Source organism: Rhodococcus sp. PML026 (assembly GCF_000963615.1).
GTDB classification, from domain to species: Bacteria; Actinomycetota; Actinomycetes; order Mycobacteriales; family Mycobacteriaceae; genus Rhodococcoides; species Rhodococcoides fascians.
In genome coordinates, this window is the sequence record NZ_KQ031370.1 from 1 (window position 1) to 16,581 (window position 16,581).

The following is a 16,581-nucleotide window of genomic DNA, read 5'->3' on the forward strand; positions in this document are numbered from 1 at the left end:
TCCCGCTTCCCGGAACTGGTCGATCCCGCGGTGGCAGTGGACATCTACAAAGGCGACACCGGTCTCGACACCGGCATCCCGCAGTCGATCTTCTCCCTGGACCAGGAGATGATCAACCAGGGCCGGCTGGTCAAGCAGGACCGGGTCAACCTGCGGCCCGGAGAATCGACGACCCTCTCCGACGGCACCGTCGTCCGGTTCGACGGTGCCAAGGAATTCGCGAACCTCCAGGTCGGATACGACCCCGCGCAGCGGTGGGTGCTCGTGTTCGCGGTCACGATGATGACCGGACTACTGGTGTCCCTGGTGATATTCGGCCCACCGCGACCCCTATGAGAACGAGCACCGTCAGCAATCTCGACCGACACCTCCGACCGCCAAGTGGCTCGAACCAGGTCTCCGTCAGATCCAGGACGGTTCAGCATGCCCGTGGGCGTCGCCCTCAGCCTTGGGTGGGGTCGGCAACGATGCGCAAGTAGGGGCGAGGGGCAGTCCAGCCATCCGGATAGATCTTTTTAGCATCCTCGTCGCTGACCGAGCCGGCAATGATCACGTCGCCACCTCTATTCCACTGGGCGGGGGTGGCCACCTTGTGCGCGGCAGTGAGTTGTAGCGAGTCGATTACACGCAGCACCTCGTCGAAGTTGCGGCCGGTGGTCATCGGGTAAATGAGCACCAACTTGATCGTCTTATCGGGGCCGATGACGAAGACATTGCGCAGCGTCGCCATCTCGGCCGGAGTGTGACTGGTCGGGTCGCCGGCGATTTCGGCGGGTAGCATCCCGTAGGCCTTCGAAATGGTGTAGTCGTTGTCGGAAATCATCGGATAGTTGGGCGCGGTACCTTGTGTTTCGGCGATGTCGTCGGCCCATGCGACGTGGTTGTCGAGTGGGTCGACTGACAACCCGATGATCTTGGTGTTGCGTTGGTCGAATTCGGGTTTGATCGTGGCCATGTAACCGAGTTCGGTCGTGCACACCGGGGTGAAATCGCGGGGGTGGGAGAACAGAACTGCCCAGCTTTCACCGATCCACTCGTGGAAGTTGATCGGACCCTGGGTGGTTTGGGCGTGGAAATCGGGGGCGGTGTCGCCAATGGTGAGTGTCATCAGTGGTTGTCCTTCCGGTGCGGTGGTGCGGTGGTGCCGACGATAGCGGTCGAGTCTTAAGTGAACCTGAGGTCGGCGGCGACGCGGTCTTCCGTATACCCCTACCGGTATAGCCCATCAATGGGCGACTACGACAGGTCACGGGTGGCCCCGACCCCTCGGTGCAACGATGACTGACCCGGCCTCTCCAGCCCATGGGCCGCGACATCCGCACCGAGGCCACCGTCCAGCTTCGGCCACCTCGACCACCCTTACCGCTAGGGGTAAACTGGAGTTTCATCGAACGAAGGACTGAACGACATGACTGGTGACACCGTAAGCATCGCATTGGTATTGAACCGTTTGCGGCGTGCGCAGGGTCAGCTCGCAGGAGTGATCTCGATGATCCGGACCTACTCGACGAAGCTGCCGACGGTGTCGACACCCGTTTCGAGGGTGCCAAACAGATCTTCCGCAGTCTGAAGCGGTCGTTCGTCACGCAGCCAGATCATATCCAGGTCTTTCCGGGTCACGGTTCGGGCAGTGCCTGCGGAAAAGCTCTCGGCGCGTTGCCGTCGACCAGCGTCGGCTACGAACGTCGTTTCGCTTGGTGGGCCGGGTATGTCGAGCGCGACGACGAGCAGGGCTTCGTCGATGAGATGCTCGACGGCCAACCGGATGCACACGCCTACTTCGGCCGGATGAAGCGTCAGAACAAGCAGGGCCCGGTCGTTCTCGGGCCACTCTCTCCACTGCACGAGTACGACTCCACCGAATTGGCACGCGCCCTCGACTCCGACGAGGTCGTCCTCCTCGACACCCGCGGCCAATATGAGGTGCACGCCGGCGCTGTCCCCGGAGCGCTCAACATCCCCGGTATCGGCAAGGCAGCCTCGTTCGGTGCCTGGGTCTACGACCCCGAACGAGAGGACACTCCACTGGTGGTGCTTGCCGAGGACCGCGCCGTCGCCGACGAGCTACGTGATCACCTGCTGCGGGTCGGCATCGATACGGTGACCGGGTACGTCACAAGTCTACGAGGATTTCCCATGACGACACCCGAGACGATCGGTGCGGACGAGCTGGATTCGTTCGACTCGGCAATGGTGCTGGACGTGCGCAACAAAACCGAACACGCCGACGGCCACATACCTGGCTCCGAACAGCTCAGCGGTGGGCGATTGCTGTGGAACCTCGACGGACTGCCCACGGGCGGTCCGATCGTGACCTACTGCCAGAGCGGCGTCCGTAACGCGGTCGCAGCCAGCGCCCTGCGTCGCGCCGGCTACCGAGTTGTCGAACTCGAGGGCAGCTACGCCGCCTGGTCCGCACGCAACCTCGAAACAGTCTGATCGAACACGCCCGAATCGGAGGCGGTCGTGCAGTCCGCCCCCGGTTTGGTCCTGTGCTCGCCCTGTCGGCTCGCTGCGCCACCGACGGTGAGCAGACCCCAGACCGAGCAGGACCCCGGGCGACACTCCTGATCCGCCGCCGTATACGGGCAGCAGCCCGCCGAAGGCGGTTCGGGGCTGAGCGACGAGCAACTGACCGATATCGCTGTCGCAGCGGGAGTTCCCGACACCGCCGGCGACTGCATCACCGGCGGCCACTACACCGACTGGGTGGCCGACTCCACCCAGTCGGTGCTCAAGACCATCAACGCCACTCCCACAGTCCTGCTCAACGGCGAACCGATCGCCCTGAGCACACCCGGTGCTCTCGACGCCGCGGTACGTGCCATCCCGTGAACGGCATGACCGACATCTCCTACACAACGGTATAGACCAGCATCTTTCGGGGCGGGATGGGGGAATGCGCATTGCAGGAAGCATAGGGCTGCGCGCATCACTGATCCTGGTGATCGAACGTTACGAGTTGCTCGTGGATCCCAGCTGCGTTCCTTCGTGCGGCCTGAACCCGGTGCAGTCCGGGGTCGATGCCGATGATGACCCAGTAGTAGAGGTACCCGGTGACGATGAAGTGGATATTCATCACCTCGTGTCCCCAGTGGTAGCGGACCAGCTCGTCGAACAGCGGGCTGAAATACACTGCATAGATGGAGAGGACGAACAACCCGACCGCGACGGCGGGGTTCGACAGCACTCGCATCAGTGGTGAATGGACCACCCACACGATCCATTCCCGCGGTCCCGGCATCCTGTCCTCCCGAGCTGGGGGCAGCGCCCGCAACGCGAGCGTGACCGGCCCGCCGAGCACGAGCAGGACCGGAACGAACATGTTGAGCGTCATGTGCGCACCCATATTGACGCTGAACATCGCCGAACCGTATGCAGCGAGACCTGAACTCGTCGCCACCAGCAACGCCAGGCACCCGGTCATCCAGGCGATGGTACGCCCGAGGGGCCACTGATCTCCGCGCCGTCGCAACCGCAGAACTGCCCACCCGTACAGCGCGATCAGGACGACTGCCGCGCCGCCGGTGACGAAGTCAAACCGCCAGAAGGTCGCGAACTGCTCGAGCGAGGGAGCGTCAGACGGTTCTCAGGCTCGATCGGCCAGCAGTGAGCAGGGTCGCGTATCCGTCGGGACCGACCCGGCCCACACGGCAGAAACGGGTACAGACTATCCCGTATACCAATGAGCCCATCGTGATCGCGGCGGCGAGTGAGACGGTGAAACGGAGCAGGACGTACAGAAGCGATGTGAAGGTGCCAGGGAACGAGTCACCGCTGGCTGCGTGTCGGGTGTCCCCCGAGCGGACGGTGACGACAACGACCAACGCGGCCGCGCATACGAGCGCGATCGCAAGGACGTAACGCACACACAGCGACTGGCGTGTGCGCGAAATATGGTGCGGTGAATCGGTTGTCACATAGCCTCGTTCGATGTCGCTGTACTGCAGTGGCGTCGGTCGATCATCGGTGTTACACGACGCCCATCATGATCGCCATTCCGGCTGCCATCGCCACCTCGCACGCCGCAGCGACACTCTGCGGCCGCGACGCCGGTAGCGCATCGACGGCGATATTACCTGCCTGCGATCCAGGCGAAGGATGTACAGGTGCGAGAGCAGTGCTCTGTTCGGCGACGAACAGACGGTAGAGCCACACGATCGCTGCGACAGCGAAGACGACTGTGAGCGTGAGTGATACCGCGGAGATCCATCCCGGTCCGCTCATCGCGGCCGTATGGTCAGGACTGCTCATGTCCATGTCGGGGGTGTGTGCGTGCGCGCCCATTCCGGACATGTCACCGTCGGCGGCGTCGGCGGTGTGATCGTGCGCGGCGGTGCCGGGAAGCCACCCGGCCATCACCGCGACCATCCACACCATCGCAGCCATCATGAACACGTGATAGCTGCCCATCGCAGGTCCGTGGGGGTGCTCGTCGACACCGGTCGTGCCCGGTGCCGTGCGTGCTGCGGAGATCGCGAACCACACCGTCGCCGCGGCAAAGAACACTCCCTGCGGTAACAGCGGGACGCCGAGCCCCCACGGCCACGCCATCGCAATCATGGCCGCGCACATCACGAGGTGGAACCCGTGGTCGATCCGTACGTTCCACTGCGCGGCGCGGATGATGCGGTACACGCAGTATCCGGCCGCGAACACGAACAGTGCTGTGGTGATCCACCGCAGCGAACTATCAGCGATCACGACGCGTCCTGCCGATTGTGTGCATCGATACCCGGTGCTCGATCCGCGTCGGCTCGTTCTTCCCGCGACGGCAGCGACGCGGATTCGAGTGTGGTTCCGCGCGATCGACGGTGGTGACGTAGTCCCAGAGCGACGTCGACGGCGACGAACACTGCCAGTGTTATTCCGAACAACGGCATGTACCAGCCCAGGATCACTGCGATCACTACCGCGGTTACCGCGGCCCACGGCGGCATCCGGCGCAGCGCCCCGCGTTTGGCAGGTGGTCCGAACCTGATTCCTCGTGCCCGGGTCGGGCACCGCAGCCACCACATCCGGTAGCCGCGAAGGATGACGGCGATCAGACCGATAGCGGTGAGCGCCAACAGGATCTGGTTGACGAGTCCGAACAGGATGCCCATGTGGGCGTCGATGGTCCAGTTGGTCATCTTGGCCATGAGCGGCCAGTTCGCGAACTCGACCTTGTCGATCACCTGGCCCGACGCGGCATCGACGGCTACCGAATCGTAGCGTGTGGGCCAATCACGTTTGGCCTCTTGCACTTTCCATGCCTGTCCCTATTCGGCGGGAGGAACGAGCTTCATCGGTGCCTGCAGGCCCGCGCCCTGGGCGGCGGCCTCGACACCGTCGATTCCGCGCCTTCACCGATCACGGTGTCGGTGACCGGCGCACCGTCTCCCCCGTGGTGATCACCGCCTGCATTCTCGCCCGTTCCGGCAGGATGAGTCTCGACCGACGGTGTCGTTCACGACAGCGCCGTACGTACGTCCCCGATGGTCTCTCCGGCATACCGTGACCACGTCAAACCGGTGACCGAGAGAAGCAGGAGAGCGGCGATGATCCACACCCCGACCGTGCCGTGCCACGACAACGCGCGGGCGCGGCCCCTCTTCCTCGGCTCCGGCACCAGAGCAGCTCTGGCGGCTTCGGAGGCACTGGACGAGCGTTGGCGGACCCGGGCGTCCACAACACGAGCCCGCCGAGTGCGACCACCCACAGCCAACTGGCGGCCAACTCACTGTAGTTACGGCCCAGATCGCCGAGGTGGAGGTTGCGGTGCAGTTCGTCGATCCACGCGCGCACCGGGAGCCACTCACCGAACGTGGTCAGTTCTCCGCGGACCTGCGCGGTGTAAGGGTCGACGAACACGGTCCGCCCGTACCCCTCGGGAACGTCGTCGACCGCCAGCACGACACGGGTGGGTGCTCTCGGCGTCGATGGGGGGCCGGACCTCGGTGATCGAGCCTTCTGGGTGGGCGGCCCGGGCCGCGGCGACCTGCTCACTGAGCGGCAGCTGCTGATCGCCGACCTGATCGACTGTCAGTTCGTGGCGATGAACGTAGTCCGACAACTGCGGGCTGATGGTGTACAGCAGGCCGGTCACGGCCGCGATCAGCAGAAACGGTCCGACCAGGATGCCGGCATAAAAGTGCAACCGCAGCACGAACGGCCTGATCTGTGGCCACAACGGGATCTTCGTCACCGAAGGCGGGGTGTCACCGGGCGCAGGCGGTCGATCGATTTCACTGGTGGACATCTGCGTGTTTCGGTTCCTTCTCCTCGGGCTGCACTGGGCGCTCAGCCGGTCCTACTCGTGCAGTAGTCGGGCCAGCGGTCCCGGAAGTTCCCGATAATTCCGAGCCGCGTACTCGAGAACTATTCGGGTGTCACGCCCCGACTAGGTCCTCGTAGGGCTGCGACCCCGCCACGAGCTGCCGGTGTAGGTGTCAAAGTGAAGGAGATTCGACGGGTTTCCCGTCCAAAGAGCTACTGCTCAGTGGAACGACCTGATCTCGTGGCCGGACAAGTCCTCGACGGCTACGCTTGCGACCCGTCCCAGGGATACTCAACTGTCGAGCAATTCGAACAGACCGGTGCGGCCGTGTACGGAGCAAACTTCTGCTCCTCAACCGACGCTCAGAGCACCGAGAAGTGGTACTGCAGGCCGTCGTACGCCCATTTTCCCGCACCATCCCCGGCGAAACACCAGGTGAGCGTGTTTTGAAATCAAAAAGCCTGTCGGAGGTGCGCACTACAGTTCTTGCCATGGCAGAACGGCAGCTCGGTGAGGTCCTGGACGCAGATTCAGTTGCCCTGGTGAGTGGTGCGGTGGTGTTTCCGGACCTGTCGGCCGAGGTGGCTGCGCGTATCGAACGGTCGATGGCGTCGGCGCGGTCTGCCGCAACCCGCCGCGCCTACGATTCGGCGTGGCGGCGATTCGAGACCTGGTGCACTGCCGCCGGGCACATCTCGTTGCCGGCGCACCCTGCGACCGTGGCTGCGTATCTCGTTGACGCGGCGGACTCGCTGACCGTCGACGGAGTCCGGGCGTATGCACCGTCGACCTTCGGCAAATGGGTCGCTGCGATCACCGACCGTCACCGCGGGCTCGGCCACGACACCCCGTGTGGCCACGAGATGGTGCGCGCCACCCTCGCCGGTATCCGCCGAGACTACGCCGCCGCGGGGGAGCGCCCCCGCAATCCCCGCGCCCCACTCCTGACGTCCGATATCACTGCCATCGTTGACGTAGCACGTGCCGGTGTCACCGGCTGGGCCAGTGAAGTGCTCGAACGCCGCGACACCGCACTACTGCTGATGGGGTACTCCGGGGCATTTCGGCGCAGCGAACTCGTGGACCTCGAATGTCGTGATGTGCGCCGCGATCGCCTCGACGGTGCGCATGTCCGCCTGCGGCACTCGAAGACCGACCAGGACGGAACCGGAACGGTGAAGGCGCTGCCGTTCACCGACCGGCACGAATCATGCCCGGTCTGCGCGTGGGTTCGCTGGCTGCAGATCGTTGCTGCATTCGATACCGGTGGCAGAACCGCGATCATTCGTTTGCTTTCCCGCGCAGCGAAGTTCGACTCCCATCTCTGCCACAGCACCCTGCCCACCGCTGACACGCGGTCGGCGCTGTTCCGGTCGATCCGCAAGAACGGCAACCTATCCCAGACCGCACTGTCGGGTGCGGCAGTGCACGCCGCGATCCGCCGCCGCGCCGGCCGCGCCGGCTACGACGCAGACCTTCTCGCCCAGCTGGGCGGACATTCACTGCGTGCCGGATTCGTCACTCAAGCGTTCCGTAACGGTGCCGACGCACACGCGATCATGCGACAGACCGGACACAGAAGCCCGGGAATGGTCGAAATCTATGCCCGCGAGAACGCGCCTCTGGTCGGCAACGCCGTGAACGATCTCGGCTTGTGACCCTCATGCACGGCACCGACACCTCGACGAGCGGCGACAACACCGACCTTGTCCGAACAACTCCAGTATCGAACGACACTGTCCCGGAACGGGGTCGACACACGTGGTCGCTGTTCGCGGACTGGTGCACCGCTCATGATCAGTCGGCGTTGCCGGTCTCACCGGAGTTGTTCGTTCGGTTCCTCCGAGCCAACCCTGCCGCGCCGGCAACGCAACGTCGTCGCATCGCCGTCATCGACGCTGTTCATCGAGACCGCGCCCTGCCCCCGCCGGGTCGCGGTCAGAGCGTGCGAGCGGCTCTGGACGCGCTGCGTGCAGCGCGTTTGCGCGACACCGCAACTCGGATCGGCGGCATCGTCACGCGCCTCCCCGGAACAGGGTGGCCGGCGGCGTTGTTCGCTCGCCGAGATGCACTGGTCCTCACTCTTGCCGCGGCCGGGCTGCCATACACCGAGATCGCGGCACTGCGAATAAGAGATGTCGCCGTCGAACCCGAATTCGATGCCCTCACAATCGAAACGGGCACCGGTGTACATGCCGTCACTTCGTTGGAGCTCGTGAGGGCGGGCGCATCACCGAGAAAGGTGTACAGGCGCTGGTACGAGGTCCTGGCCCACGGCGAGCGGCACCCCAGCACACGCATGCTCGCCGACGCCATCGAGCACGTCGACGGAACCGAACTCGCCGACTCCGTTACTCATCTCGACCCAGGCAGCGAACGGCCGTTGTTGACCACGATCGACCGGTGGGGCCATACCCCGCTGGTCGCAACCCCTCTCACCTCCCGGGGAATAGCCGATATCGTTCGAGCACACCTCGGGGGACGCGCTCCCACGCACATACCGCCCCCCGTCCGAGAGACGAACCCAAAGCGTGTCTTTACGCTCGAGCCTGCATCGGCGGTCTCGCTCGACCCTGGTTACTACGAACGCGGCACACTCGCACGAAGGCACTCCCACGCGCTCCTCGACGACGTCGATTCGGTTCTTGCCGATGTCGAAAACCGCGCAGACCGACTGCTCAGGGAACTTCTCGAGTTCTTAGATGCGGAAATGCCGGAGTGCGAGCAATAGTCTTCAGCGCGCGACGATCCCAGGTGTCACCCCGCAGGAGCGACCCCTGTTGTGAGTGAGTCAGCGAACATTGCACCGAACGACGACCGGGTCTGTGTCGAAAGTTCGCACGCGGGCTTCACGGTCTCTTGGTACGGGGTGGTCGTGTCGCTGGACCTCGTCTCGCGGTGCGCTTCCGATCCACTGCATCGATGTCTGCGTTGATGGTTCGGCGACGTTTCCTGAGGGTCAGTGCCGACAGCGGCAAGCGCGGTGAGAAGTACCAACACGAAGGGGATGTCGAGACTGGTCAGTGCGTCGATGGTCACGATCGCTCCTGCAGCGACACACACGAAAAGCAGGCGTGCACCGTCCACGCAAGCGCATCCCGATCGTGTGCGGCGGCTGGTTCCGGCACTGGCGATCCTCGCCGCTGGGGTTGACCCCAGTCGCGCTCTCGTCGTCTCGCAGGTCGTGTTGTCCTTCGGTATTCCGATCGCGCTGATTCCGTTGGTGCGGTTCACCTCTGACCGCATGTTGATGGGCAGCGATGTCAAATTACCGGATCACTCGATATGCAGCCCGGTTCATCGCGGGAATCGTCGTCGCACTCAGCATTGCACTGATCCATCTAACCGTCGTCTGATTGTGCGCGGGTGAACGTCTCCTGCTTGCCTCTGTGTTCCAGGACCGATTACCGCTCGCGATGGTGGTGGTGTGCGTGGGAAATCGGAATCAGTGGGTTCTTCCGCCGCTCAGGGGGAGTCCGTCCTCGAAAGAAAGAAGACTTAGTGCGGGCCACCAGATTTGCAAGCAACGCAATCGATGCCCCCAGTTTGGATGACGACGAAGCCGCCCACCACCTTCAAGACATCAACCCGCGTGCGGATCGTAGACGGCGGTGACAGTCGATGCCGGCCGGCCCGTTCCATGCTTGGGGTCGAGACGTGATTGCCTCCGGGGCGTTGCCTCAGTCTGGATGGTGCAAGTCTGCCCACTAACTACGCACATTGTTCGGCATCGATCGCATGATCGAGCAGGACGCGAGAGGCTGCCTCACACTGAGTAGCTCTCTCACAGGTCGTACACTACGGCGTCGCCGATGACGCGGATGGCGACCCTGTCGCCGGGCGTCAGAGCCGTGGCGCCGAAGCGGCGCACGGTGACCCGCTGGGCCATAGCGGTGTCCGCGGTGTCGAGGCGGATCCCGAGCAGCATCTCCGACCCGAAGTACTCCACGTCGACGACGGCCCCCGATGCACCCGCGCCGTCGGTGGTCACCTCGATTTGCTCCGGCCGCAACATGATTCGGGCTGCACCTTCGATGGCGTTCGGGGAAGGGGCGACGGCGACGTCGCCGAGGGCGCAGCGGGCACGGCCGTTCTCGATGTGGGCCGTCAAGATCACGGCGTCACCGATGAATTCCGCGGTGGTGACGTCCACAGGGCGGGAATAGATTTCACGAGGTGTACCGATCTGTGCGAGCCTGCCCGAGCTCATCACCGCAACCCGGTCGGCGAACGACAGGGCCTCGGGTTGATCGTGGGTGACGAGGATGGTGGTGATCCCAGCCTTGGCGAGGACGTCGGCGACGATCCGTCGAGTGTTCGCCCGCAAGCCGGCATCGAGTGCCGAGAACGGTTCGTCGAGCAGCATCAATTCAGGTTCACGCGCCAGCGCCCGCGCGAGCGCGACCCGTTGCTGCTGGCCGCCGGAGAGCTGGTCGGGTCGACGTGAGGCGTAGGACGAATCCAGCGACACCATCTCGAGCAGTTCGGTGATCTTCGAGACGGTGCGGGCACGGCGTGGCAGGCCGAACCCGATGTTCGCGCCGACCGTGGCGTGTGGGAACAGTGCCCCGTCCTGGGCGACGTACCCCACCGACCTTCGGTGCGCAGGCGTCCAGCCGGATCCCGCGACGACCTTCCCGGTCAGTGCGACAGTGCCTGCGTCGGGTTTGTCGAAACCCGCGATCAGACGCAGCAGCGTCGTCTTACCGCAACCGGACGGTCCGACGATGGCTGTGGTCGACCCGGCATCGACAGCGAACTCAACACGACGTAGCACCGTCACAGGACCGAACGACTTGTCCAGCCCATCCACCTCCACCGCGTATGTCATAGTCCTGCCGCCTTTTTCGACTGGGAGAAGAGAACGTAGGTCATGGGCAGAGACAGCACGATCATGATCAACGCGTACGGAGCAGCCCCCGAGTAGTCGATCTCGCTGCTCAGCGACCAGAACTGCATCGACAGAGTGCGGGTTCCGGTCGGTGCCAGCAGCAATGTCGCGGTCAACTCGTTCACGATCCCCAAGAACACCAACGCACCGCCCGCTGCGGTGGCCGGCGCAGCCAATCTGAGAGTCACCCGAAAGAAACTCGACAGCGGTGACAGACCCAGCGACCGAGCCGCCTCGTCCAACCCGACGGGCGCCTGCGCGAGCCCCGCCCGCAGGTTGACCAATGCGCGTGGCAGGAAGAGCAATGCGTAGGCCGCGATCACGACGACAACTGTTTGATACAGCGGATTTGCGTACCGAATGGCGACGGTGACGAACGCCAACGCAACCACGATGCCGGGCAACGAACTCGAGATGTAGGTACCGCCCTCGAGGACACGGCTGAACCGTCCGCGGTGGCGAATCGAGATCCACGCGACCGGGAACGCGAGTGCACACGTCATGACCGCACCGGCAATTCCGAACCCGAGCGTCTGCAGCAGCGCGGACGAGATTTCGTCCCACTCCCACACCGCGCTGCCGCCGACGACAAGCCACCGCAGAACACTGGCGATCGGGACTCCGAGAGACAGTGCGATCAACATCCCCAGGAAGACGAGCGCGATCGGCGAATACTGCCAACCGAGTTCTGCAGGCACGGCCGGGCGGGCTGCACCCGAGCCGATGCGGGCATACCTGGCACTGCCACGCACAACCGCTTCGATCACCAACAATGTGAGGCACAGCAATACCAGCACCCCGGCGAGCATGGTCGCCGCCGCTCCGTTGAACGTCGATTGATACTGCTCGAAAATCGCTGTAGTGAATGTGTCGAAGCGGATGAAGACGAAGGCACCGTATTCGGCGAGTAGGTGCAACGCGACCAGAAGCGCGCCGCCGGCGATTGCCAGCCGCAGCTGCGGCACCACGACGCGAAAGAACACTGCCCACGGTCCGATTCCGAGTCCTCGCGCCGATTCCTCGACCGCGGGGTCGAGCCTGCGTAGCGTCGCGGCCACGGGAATGTAGACGAGAGGAAAATACGAGAGCGTTGCGATCAGAACGCCGCCGCGCAGCCCGCCGAGGGAAGGGATCGCCGTCACCCACGAGTAGCCGTTCACGAACGCCGGGACAGCCAGCGGCGCGGCAAGCAATACCGCCCACACCTTCGCTCCGAATACTCGTGTGCGCTCGACCAACCAAGCAGCCGCGACGCCGATTGCGACACAGATGGGCACCGTGATCACTACCAACATCACGGTGTTGGCCAACAATTCGCGGACCCGCGATCGGAACAGCAGCGCCGACGCGGTGGCCCAGCCGGTGTCCACGCTCTCCACGATCACGTACCCGAGCGGGATGAGCGAGATCGCCACGACAATCACTGCGGTGACAGCCAGAGGCAAGGGCATACGCGACCGGCCTGCTGGGCACCGCAGCGTGTGGGCCGGCCCCCGTTGTTCTCGACCGTTCGTCGTTGGAATCAGAGCAAACCGGCTTCGGTCATGAGCTCGGTGACCTTCGGGCTGTTGAGCTTCGCCGGGTCCACCTGCGGGGCCTGCAGTTCGGTCAAGGGGACCAGATCCGCGTTGGCCGCCACTTCGCTGCCCACCGAGTACTCGAACGACATCCCGTCCCGCAGAACTTCCTGACCCTTCGGTCCGGTGACGAACGCCAGGAACTGCTGCGCTGCATCCTGTTTCGCGCTGGACTGCAGGACGCCGCCGCCGGAGACGCTGACAAATGCGCCGGGGTCTTCGTTCTTGAAGTAGTGCAGGGCGACGTTACTGCTGTTCTCTCCGGTCTTGGCCTGATCGCCGAACCAGTAGTAGTGGTAGATCACGCCGCCCGGGATTTCTCCGGCGTTGACGGCTTTCATCACCGTGCCGTTACCGTTGTAGGCGCGGACGTTGTTCTTCATCCCCTCCAACCAGGTGCGTGTAGCGTCCTCGCCTTTCAACTCGAGCAGCGCACTGACGATGGCTTGGAAATCGGCTCCCGACGGCGATGCTGCCCAGCGGTCCTTCCAGGCGGGGTCCTGCAGGTCCAGGAGTGAGGCCGGGAGCTGATCGGGGGTCAGCATGTCCGTGTTGTAGGCGAACACGGTCGAGCGGGCGGCGATACCCGTCCACTTGCCGTTCGACGGGCGGTATTGGCTCGGAACCTGGGCCAGCACGGCCTGGTCGACGTCGGTGAACAGACCCGCGTTCTCGACGAGCGTCATCGCCGGAGAGTTCTCCGTGAGGAACACATCCGCTGGCGATCGGTCACCCTCCGCTACGAGTTGGTTGCCGAGTTCGGTATCGCTCCCTTGGCGCAGGTCGACCTCGATGCCGGTCTCCGAGGTGAACGCGTCGGCCCATTCTTTCGTCAGCGACTCGTGTTGGGCGTTGTAGACGGTGATCCGGTTGTCCCCGCCCGGGTCGGACTCAGCGCTCGAACACCCCGACACCGTCAACAGTGCCGCGGTCGCCAGTGCGAGGCCCGCCATCAGTTCGATCCGCTTGCTCATCGTCCGTCCTTCGCATTTACCGGACCACCTCCGGTCGTCCCCGCCGCCATGGTACTTAGAGGATTGGCAAACCTAATGCCCGGCCCTGTCCCGCTCCACGGTAGACGGGCGAGCACGAAGGTCGCGGCCTGCCAGTAGACAACCCCCACGACGATCGACAGGGCGAATGCTGTCCAGGGATGGTCGTCGCGCAGCGGTAGATAGACCTGAAAATGGGTCAGGTAGATGTAGAGTGACGCGCTTGCCAACACCCCCGCAACCCGGCCCACAACTGCGGGACATGGGACGGATGTGAGCCACACCAGCAGGCAAAGTCCGACAATCACGATGACTTCTCGCTGGATGTCGCCGAAGAAGAACCCGGGAATCGATAGCACGATTGCCGCGGTGACCCCCACTCGATGCCACACGGTCTGCGCCCGGGCGGCGGCCCAGCCGAGGGCGAACAACCAGAAGACAACCGCCGCGGTCAGAATGCGATTGCGGCTGTCGTCGATCTCGATCAATCCGTAACGGGTAACCAGGCCCAATGCCACCAACCCCATAGGAAACCAGAACGGGTGACTGCGTTCGAGACGTGCGACCGCCGGAACATAGAGCACAGCGGCGGCTACGAGGACGATGTACACAATCGCCTCGACGAACCAGTATCGCCATTCGACAGACCAACCGTCCGGGCCGAAGATTCCGTTGAGCAGCAATGCACTGGTGATGCGGTAGTCCCCGGTCAGAGCGATGATGGCCCCGATCCACACCATGCTGGGGATGGCGATCCGAGCGACGCTGCGCACAGCATTGCGTGCGCGGGCGGTGCGATCGACCGCGCCGAGGTGGAAGCGGGCGAAGTTGTAGCCGGCGATTCCGAGAAGCACGTGCGCCCCGCCGAGCACCGAAAACAGGTGTATGTGCGAGCCGGTGATCAGCACGATCGCAAGGGCGCGCAGCACAACGTTGGTCTCCACCCGTCGCCAGCCGCGGCGCAGGTGCGGTGCCTGAACGAAGTCCACGACTCGGGTGTTGTGCCAGTCCGCCGGGAGGTGACCGAGCAGCTCCTCCAGCCGAATGGACATCCGCACATACGACAAAGAGTCACCGCCCAAGCTCACGAACGTGCTGTCGTCGTCGACCCTTGCGTGATGCAGGACCTCGGCATACATCGCTTTGACATCGGTGGTCTCGGGCTTTGTCGTCGTCGAGGTGGGCTGAACAGGGCCGGGCTTGCCTGCGAATTCCGCGACCGCTCGCGCATCGGGTTTGCCGGTGGAGGTGCGCGGCAGCTCATCGACGACACACACCCGAACTGCTGTTGCGGGAAGGCCGCTGAACTGTGCTGTCAAGCGTCGCACGTCGGCGACGTCAGCGTTCTCCGCGACGACGACGAGTTCGTCCGTGCCGTCGGTGCAGCACACGGTCAATCCCAGGTGTGCGAGCGCGGACTCGACGCGGTGCAGATCGATACGTAGACCGAACACTTTCGCGAAACGGCTGCGTCGGCCGACCACTTCGTACAGTCCATCGGCCGTTCGCCGGGCCAGGTCGCCTGTTCGCAGCTCGCCGGCGAGCGTGTCACCCAGGCGCAAGTCGCCGGGGTCGTGTGCGTAGCCGAGCATGACGTTCGGCCCCGAATAGACGAGCTCACCCGTCCCGTCCGGGGCATCCGCGACCGGATCGAGCCGAAAGGACCCGTCGGGAATCGGCCGTCCGATGGAATGCGGATGAGCGGCGGCAAGATCCGGTGGCAGATACGCCATTCGGGCGGTCGCCTCCGTTTGCCCGTACATGACGAACAAGTCCCATCCCTGGCGTCGGCCCAGCTCGGCATACGTGCGGACGCGATCGGGCGACAGCTTTCCGCCGGCCTGCGTGACGTACCGCAGGTCGTGAAGATTCAGCTGTTCGAACCCGATACGGTCGAGCAGATCGAAGGTGTACGGCACACCCGCGAAGGTGGAGGCGCGGTGGGTGCGCGCAAGGTCCCACAGTCGAGTATCTGTGACCGAAGAGTTGGTCAGAATCAAGGCGGCACCGCGCAGGAGGTGGCTGTGGACGACCGAAAGCCCATAGCAGTAGTGCATGGGTAGCGTGGTCACGGCACGGTCGGTGGGGCGGATGCCCAGGTATTCGGCAATCGACTCGGCGTTGGCCTGCACGTTGTCGTGCGAGAGACGGACGAGTTTGGGTGATCCGGTCGAACCCGAGGTGCTCAGCAGCAACGCGAGATCAGGGTGCAGCTCATGTCTGGATTGTCGATCGAGTTCTTCGACGACTGTGTTGCCGTCGAGGGTGCGCACCACCACATCGGGCCGATATGTGTCGATGAGCCCGTCGAGATGGTCGGGATTGTCGTCCGAGGCCAGCAGTACGGGGTGTCCTGCACGCAGCGCCGCGAGGTAGGTGACGACGACCTCGACCTTGTTGGTGCCGGCGATCAGTACCAGACGACGGCCACGTCCAAGTCTGGCCGCCTGCCGGTCGATGCGCTCGTCCAGGTCGCGGTAGGTGATCGTCTCGTTCACCGATATCAGACCCGGTGCGTCACCGAATCTGCCCAAATCGTGCGCTAAGCGCACACTGGGGCGTTTCGGGCGGTTGAAGTCTCTGGGCACCGAGCGAGTCTATAAGGGCTGCCGAACCTAACCTTCCGGCGACGAATACGACTCCGCGCCCGCGCGGACGAGCGTGGCTCGTCTGTCCACACACCGCTCGGACACAGATGATCGGGGTCAGCGACGCCTACTCGGCGGTCGATTCGGCAAGTCCGGTCCGATTGTCGCACCGTGGTCGATCTGATGATCGCCGACGGATCGACCGAGTATCGATGCGCCGCCCTTTGCTCACCCTCACGCTTCGATCGATGGCATGGAGGTGACGCCACCGGGC

11 protein-coding genes and 5 pseudogenes are annotated in these 16,581 nt (G+C 64.1%); 7 read left to right on the forward strand and 9 right to left on the reverse strand.

Features of this window, described 5'->3' with window-relative positions:
* Positions 1-312 (forward strand): annotated as a pseudogene (locus tag VF34_RS04565) (cytochrome c biogenesis protein ResB); the annotation flags it as partial.
* A 130-nt stretch (positions 313-442) separates the two neighbouring features.
* On the opposite strand, the gene VF34_RS04570 reads toward VF34_RS04565, so the two are convergent.
* On the reverse strand, positions 443-1,108 hold the full coding sequence (locus VF34_RS04570) for a peroxiredoxin (RefSeq protein WP_008720432.1): 666 nt from the start codon (positions 1,106-1,108) through the stop codon (positions 443-445).
* 300 nt (positions 1,109-1,408) lie between these two features.
* Here VF34_RS04570 and VF34_RS25825 point away from each other — a divergent pair.
* The 3 genes and pseudogenes from VF34_RS25825 to VF34_RS25690 all read left to right on the forward strand — a co-directional run.
* Positions 1,409-1,543: pseudogene (locus tag VF34_RS25825) on the forward strand (metal-sensing transcriptional repressor); the annotation flags it as partial.
* 113 nt (positions 1,544-1,656) lie between these two features.
* Positions 1,657-2,439, forward strand: coding sequence for a rhodanese-like domain-containing protein (locus VF34_RS04575; protein ID WP_230595152.1), 783 nt, complete (start codon positions 1,657-1,659; stop codon positions 2,437-2,439).
* 270 nt (positions 2,440-2,709) lie between these two features.
* Complete coding sequence (locus VF34_RS25690) at positions 2,710-2,835, forward strand: hypothetical protein (protein WP_268987753.1); 126 nt, start codon at positions 2,710-2,712, stop codon at positions 2,833-2,835.
* A gap of 166 nt (positions 2,836-3,001) precedes the next feature.
* On the opposite strand, the pseudogene VF34_RS24230 reads toward VF34_RS25690, so the two are convergent.
* From VF34_RS24230 to VF34_RS25830, 3 genes and pseudogenes are all read right to left on the reverse strand, one after another.
* Positions 3,002-3,559 (reverse strand): annotated as a pseudogene (locus VF34_RS24230) (cytochrome c oxidase assembly protein); the annotation flags it as partial.
* A gap of 413 nt (positions 3,560-3,972) precedes the next feature.
* Positions 3,973-4,704 carry a DUF5134 domain-containing protein gene (locus tag VF34_RS24240; protein WP_008720441.1) on the reverse strand — a complete coding sequence of 244 codons (732 nt, stop codon included), beginning with the start codon at positions 4,702-4,704 and terminating at the stop codon, positions 3,973-3,975.
* A pseudogene (locus tag VF34_RS25830) lies at positions 4,701-6,241 on the reverse strand (PepSY-associated TM helix domain-containing protein). Before VF34_RS25830 ends, VF34_RS24240 begins: the two are co-directional and overlap by 4 nt.
* A 509-nt stretch (positions 6,242-6,750) precedes the next feature.
* Between VF34_RS25830 and VF34_RS04600 the strand changes: the two are divergent.
* Positions 6,751-7,917, forward strand: a complete 1,167-nt coding sequence (locus VF34_RS04600; protein ID WP_008720452.1) for a site-specific integrase — start codon at positions 6,751-6,753, stop codon at positions 7,915-7,917.
* A gap of 158 nt (positions 7,918-8,075) precedes the next feature.
* Here the strand turns inward: VF34_RS04600 and VF34_RS25480 are convergent, their stop codons facing one another.
* Entirely contained in the window at positions 8,076-8,453 is a 378-nt protein-coding gene (locus VF34_RS25480) for a hypothetical protein (protein ID WP_230593320.1), read from the reverse strand.
* 12 nt (positions 8,454-8,465) lie between these two features.
* Here VF34_RS25480 and VF34_RS25485 point away from each other — a divergent pair, with 12 nt between their 5' ends.
* Both VF34_RS25485 and VF34_RS24530 read left to right on the forward strand, forming a co-directional pair.
* Positions 8,466-8,990, forward strand: coding sequence for a hypothetical protein (locus VF34_RS25485; RefSeq protein WP_230593321.1), 525 nt, complete (start codon positions 8,466-8,468; stop codon positions 8,988-8,990).
* 276 nt (positions 8,991-9,266) lie between these two features.
* A pseudogene (locus VF34_RS24530) lies at positions 9,267-9,615 on the forward strand (divalent metal cation transporter).
* Positions 9,616-10,043: 428 nt separating this feature from the next.
* On the opposite strand, the gene VF34_RS04615 reads toward VF34_RS24530, so the two are convergent.
* From VF34_RS04615 to VF34_RS04630, 4 genes are all read right to left on the reverse strand, one after another.
* Positions 10,044-11,090, reverse strand: a complete 1,047-nt coding sequence (locus VF34_RS04615) for an ABC transporter ATP-binding protein (protein ID WP_008720455.1) — start codon at positions 11,088-11,090, stop codon at positions 10,044-10,046.
* The gene (locus VF34_RS04620; RefSeq protein WP_080733225.1) at positions 11,087-12,601 is read right to left on the reverse strand and encodes an ABC transporter permease; all 1,515 of its coding nucleotides are present in this window, start codon (positions 12,599-12,601) and stop codon (positions 11,087-11,089) included. The genes VF34_RS04615 and VF34_RS04620 overlap by 4 nt, the downstream gene beginning before the upstream one ends.
* A 71-nt stretch (positions 12,602-12,672) precedes the next feature.
* Complete coding sequence (locus VF34_RS04625) at positions 12,673-13,701, reverse strand: iron ABC transporter substrate-binding protein (RefSeq protein ID WP_008720459.1); 1,029 nt, start codon at positions 13,699-13,701, stop codon at positions 12,673-12,675.
* Entirely contained in the window at positions 13,698-16,271 is a 2,574-nt protein-coding gene (locus VF34_RS04630; RefSeq protein WP_080733224.1) for an AMP-binding protein, read from the reverse strand. Before VF34_RS04630 ends, VF34_RS04625 begins: the two co-directional genes overlap by 4 nt.
* Between the last annotated feature and the right edge of the window lie 310 nt (positions 16,272-16,581).

Bases quoted from the DNA above. Each gene is read 5' to 3' on its own strand.
- VF34_RS04570 (WP_008720432.1), bottom strand. From the start codon at position 1,108: ATGACACTCACCATTGGCGACACCGCCCCCGATTTCCACGCCCAAACC.
- VF34_RS04600 (WP_008720452.1), top strand. From the start codon at position 6,751: ATGGCAGAACGGCAGCTCGGTGAGGTCCTGGACGCAGATTCAGTTGCC.
- VF34_RS25480 (WP_230593320.1), bottom strand. From the start codon at position 8,453: ATGTACACCGGTGCCCGTTTCGATTGTGAGGGCATCGAATTCGGGTTC.
- VF34_RS04615 (WP_008720455.1), bottom strand. From the start codon at position 11,090: ATGACATACGCGGTGGAGGTGGATGGGCTGGACAAGTCGTTCGGTCCT.
- VF34_RS04620 (WP_080733225.1), bottom strand. From the start codon at position 12,601: ATGCCCTTGCCTCTGGCTGTCACCGCAGTGATTGTCGTGGCGATCTCG.
- VF34_RS04625 (WP_008720459.1), bottom strand. From the start codon at position 13,701: ATGAGCAAGCGGATCGAACTGATGGCGGGCCTCGCACTGGCGACCGCG.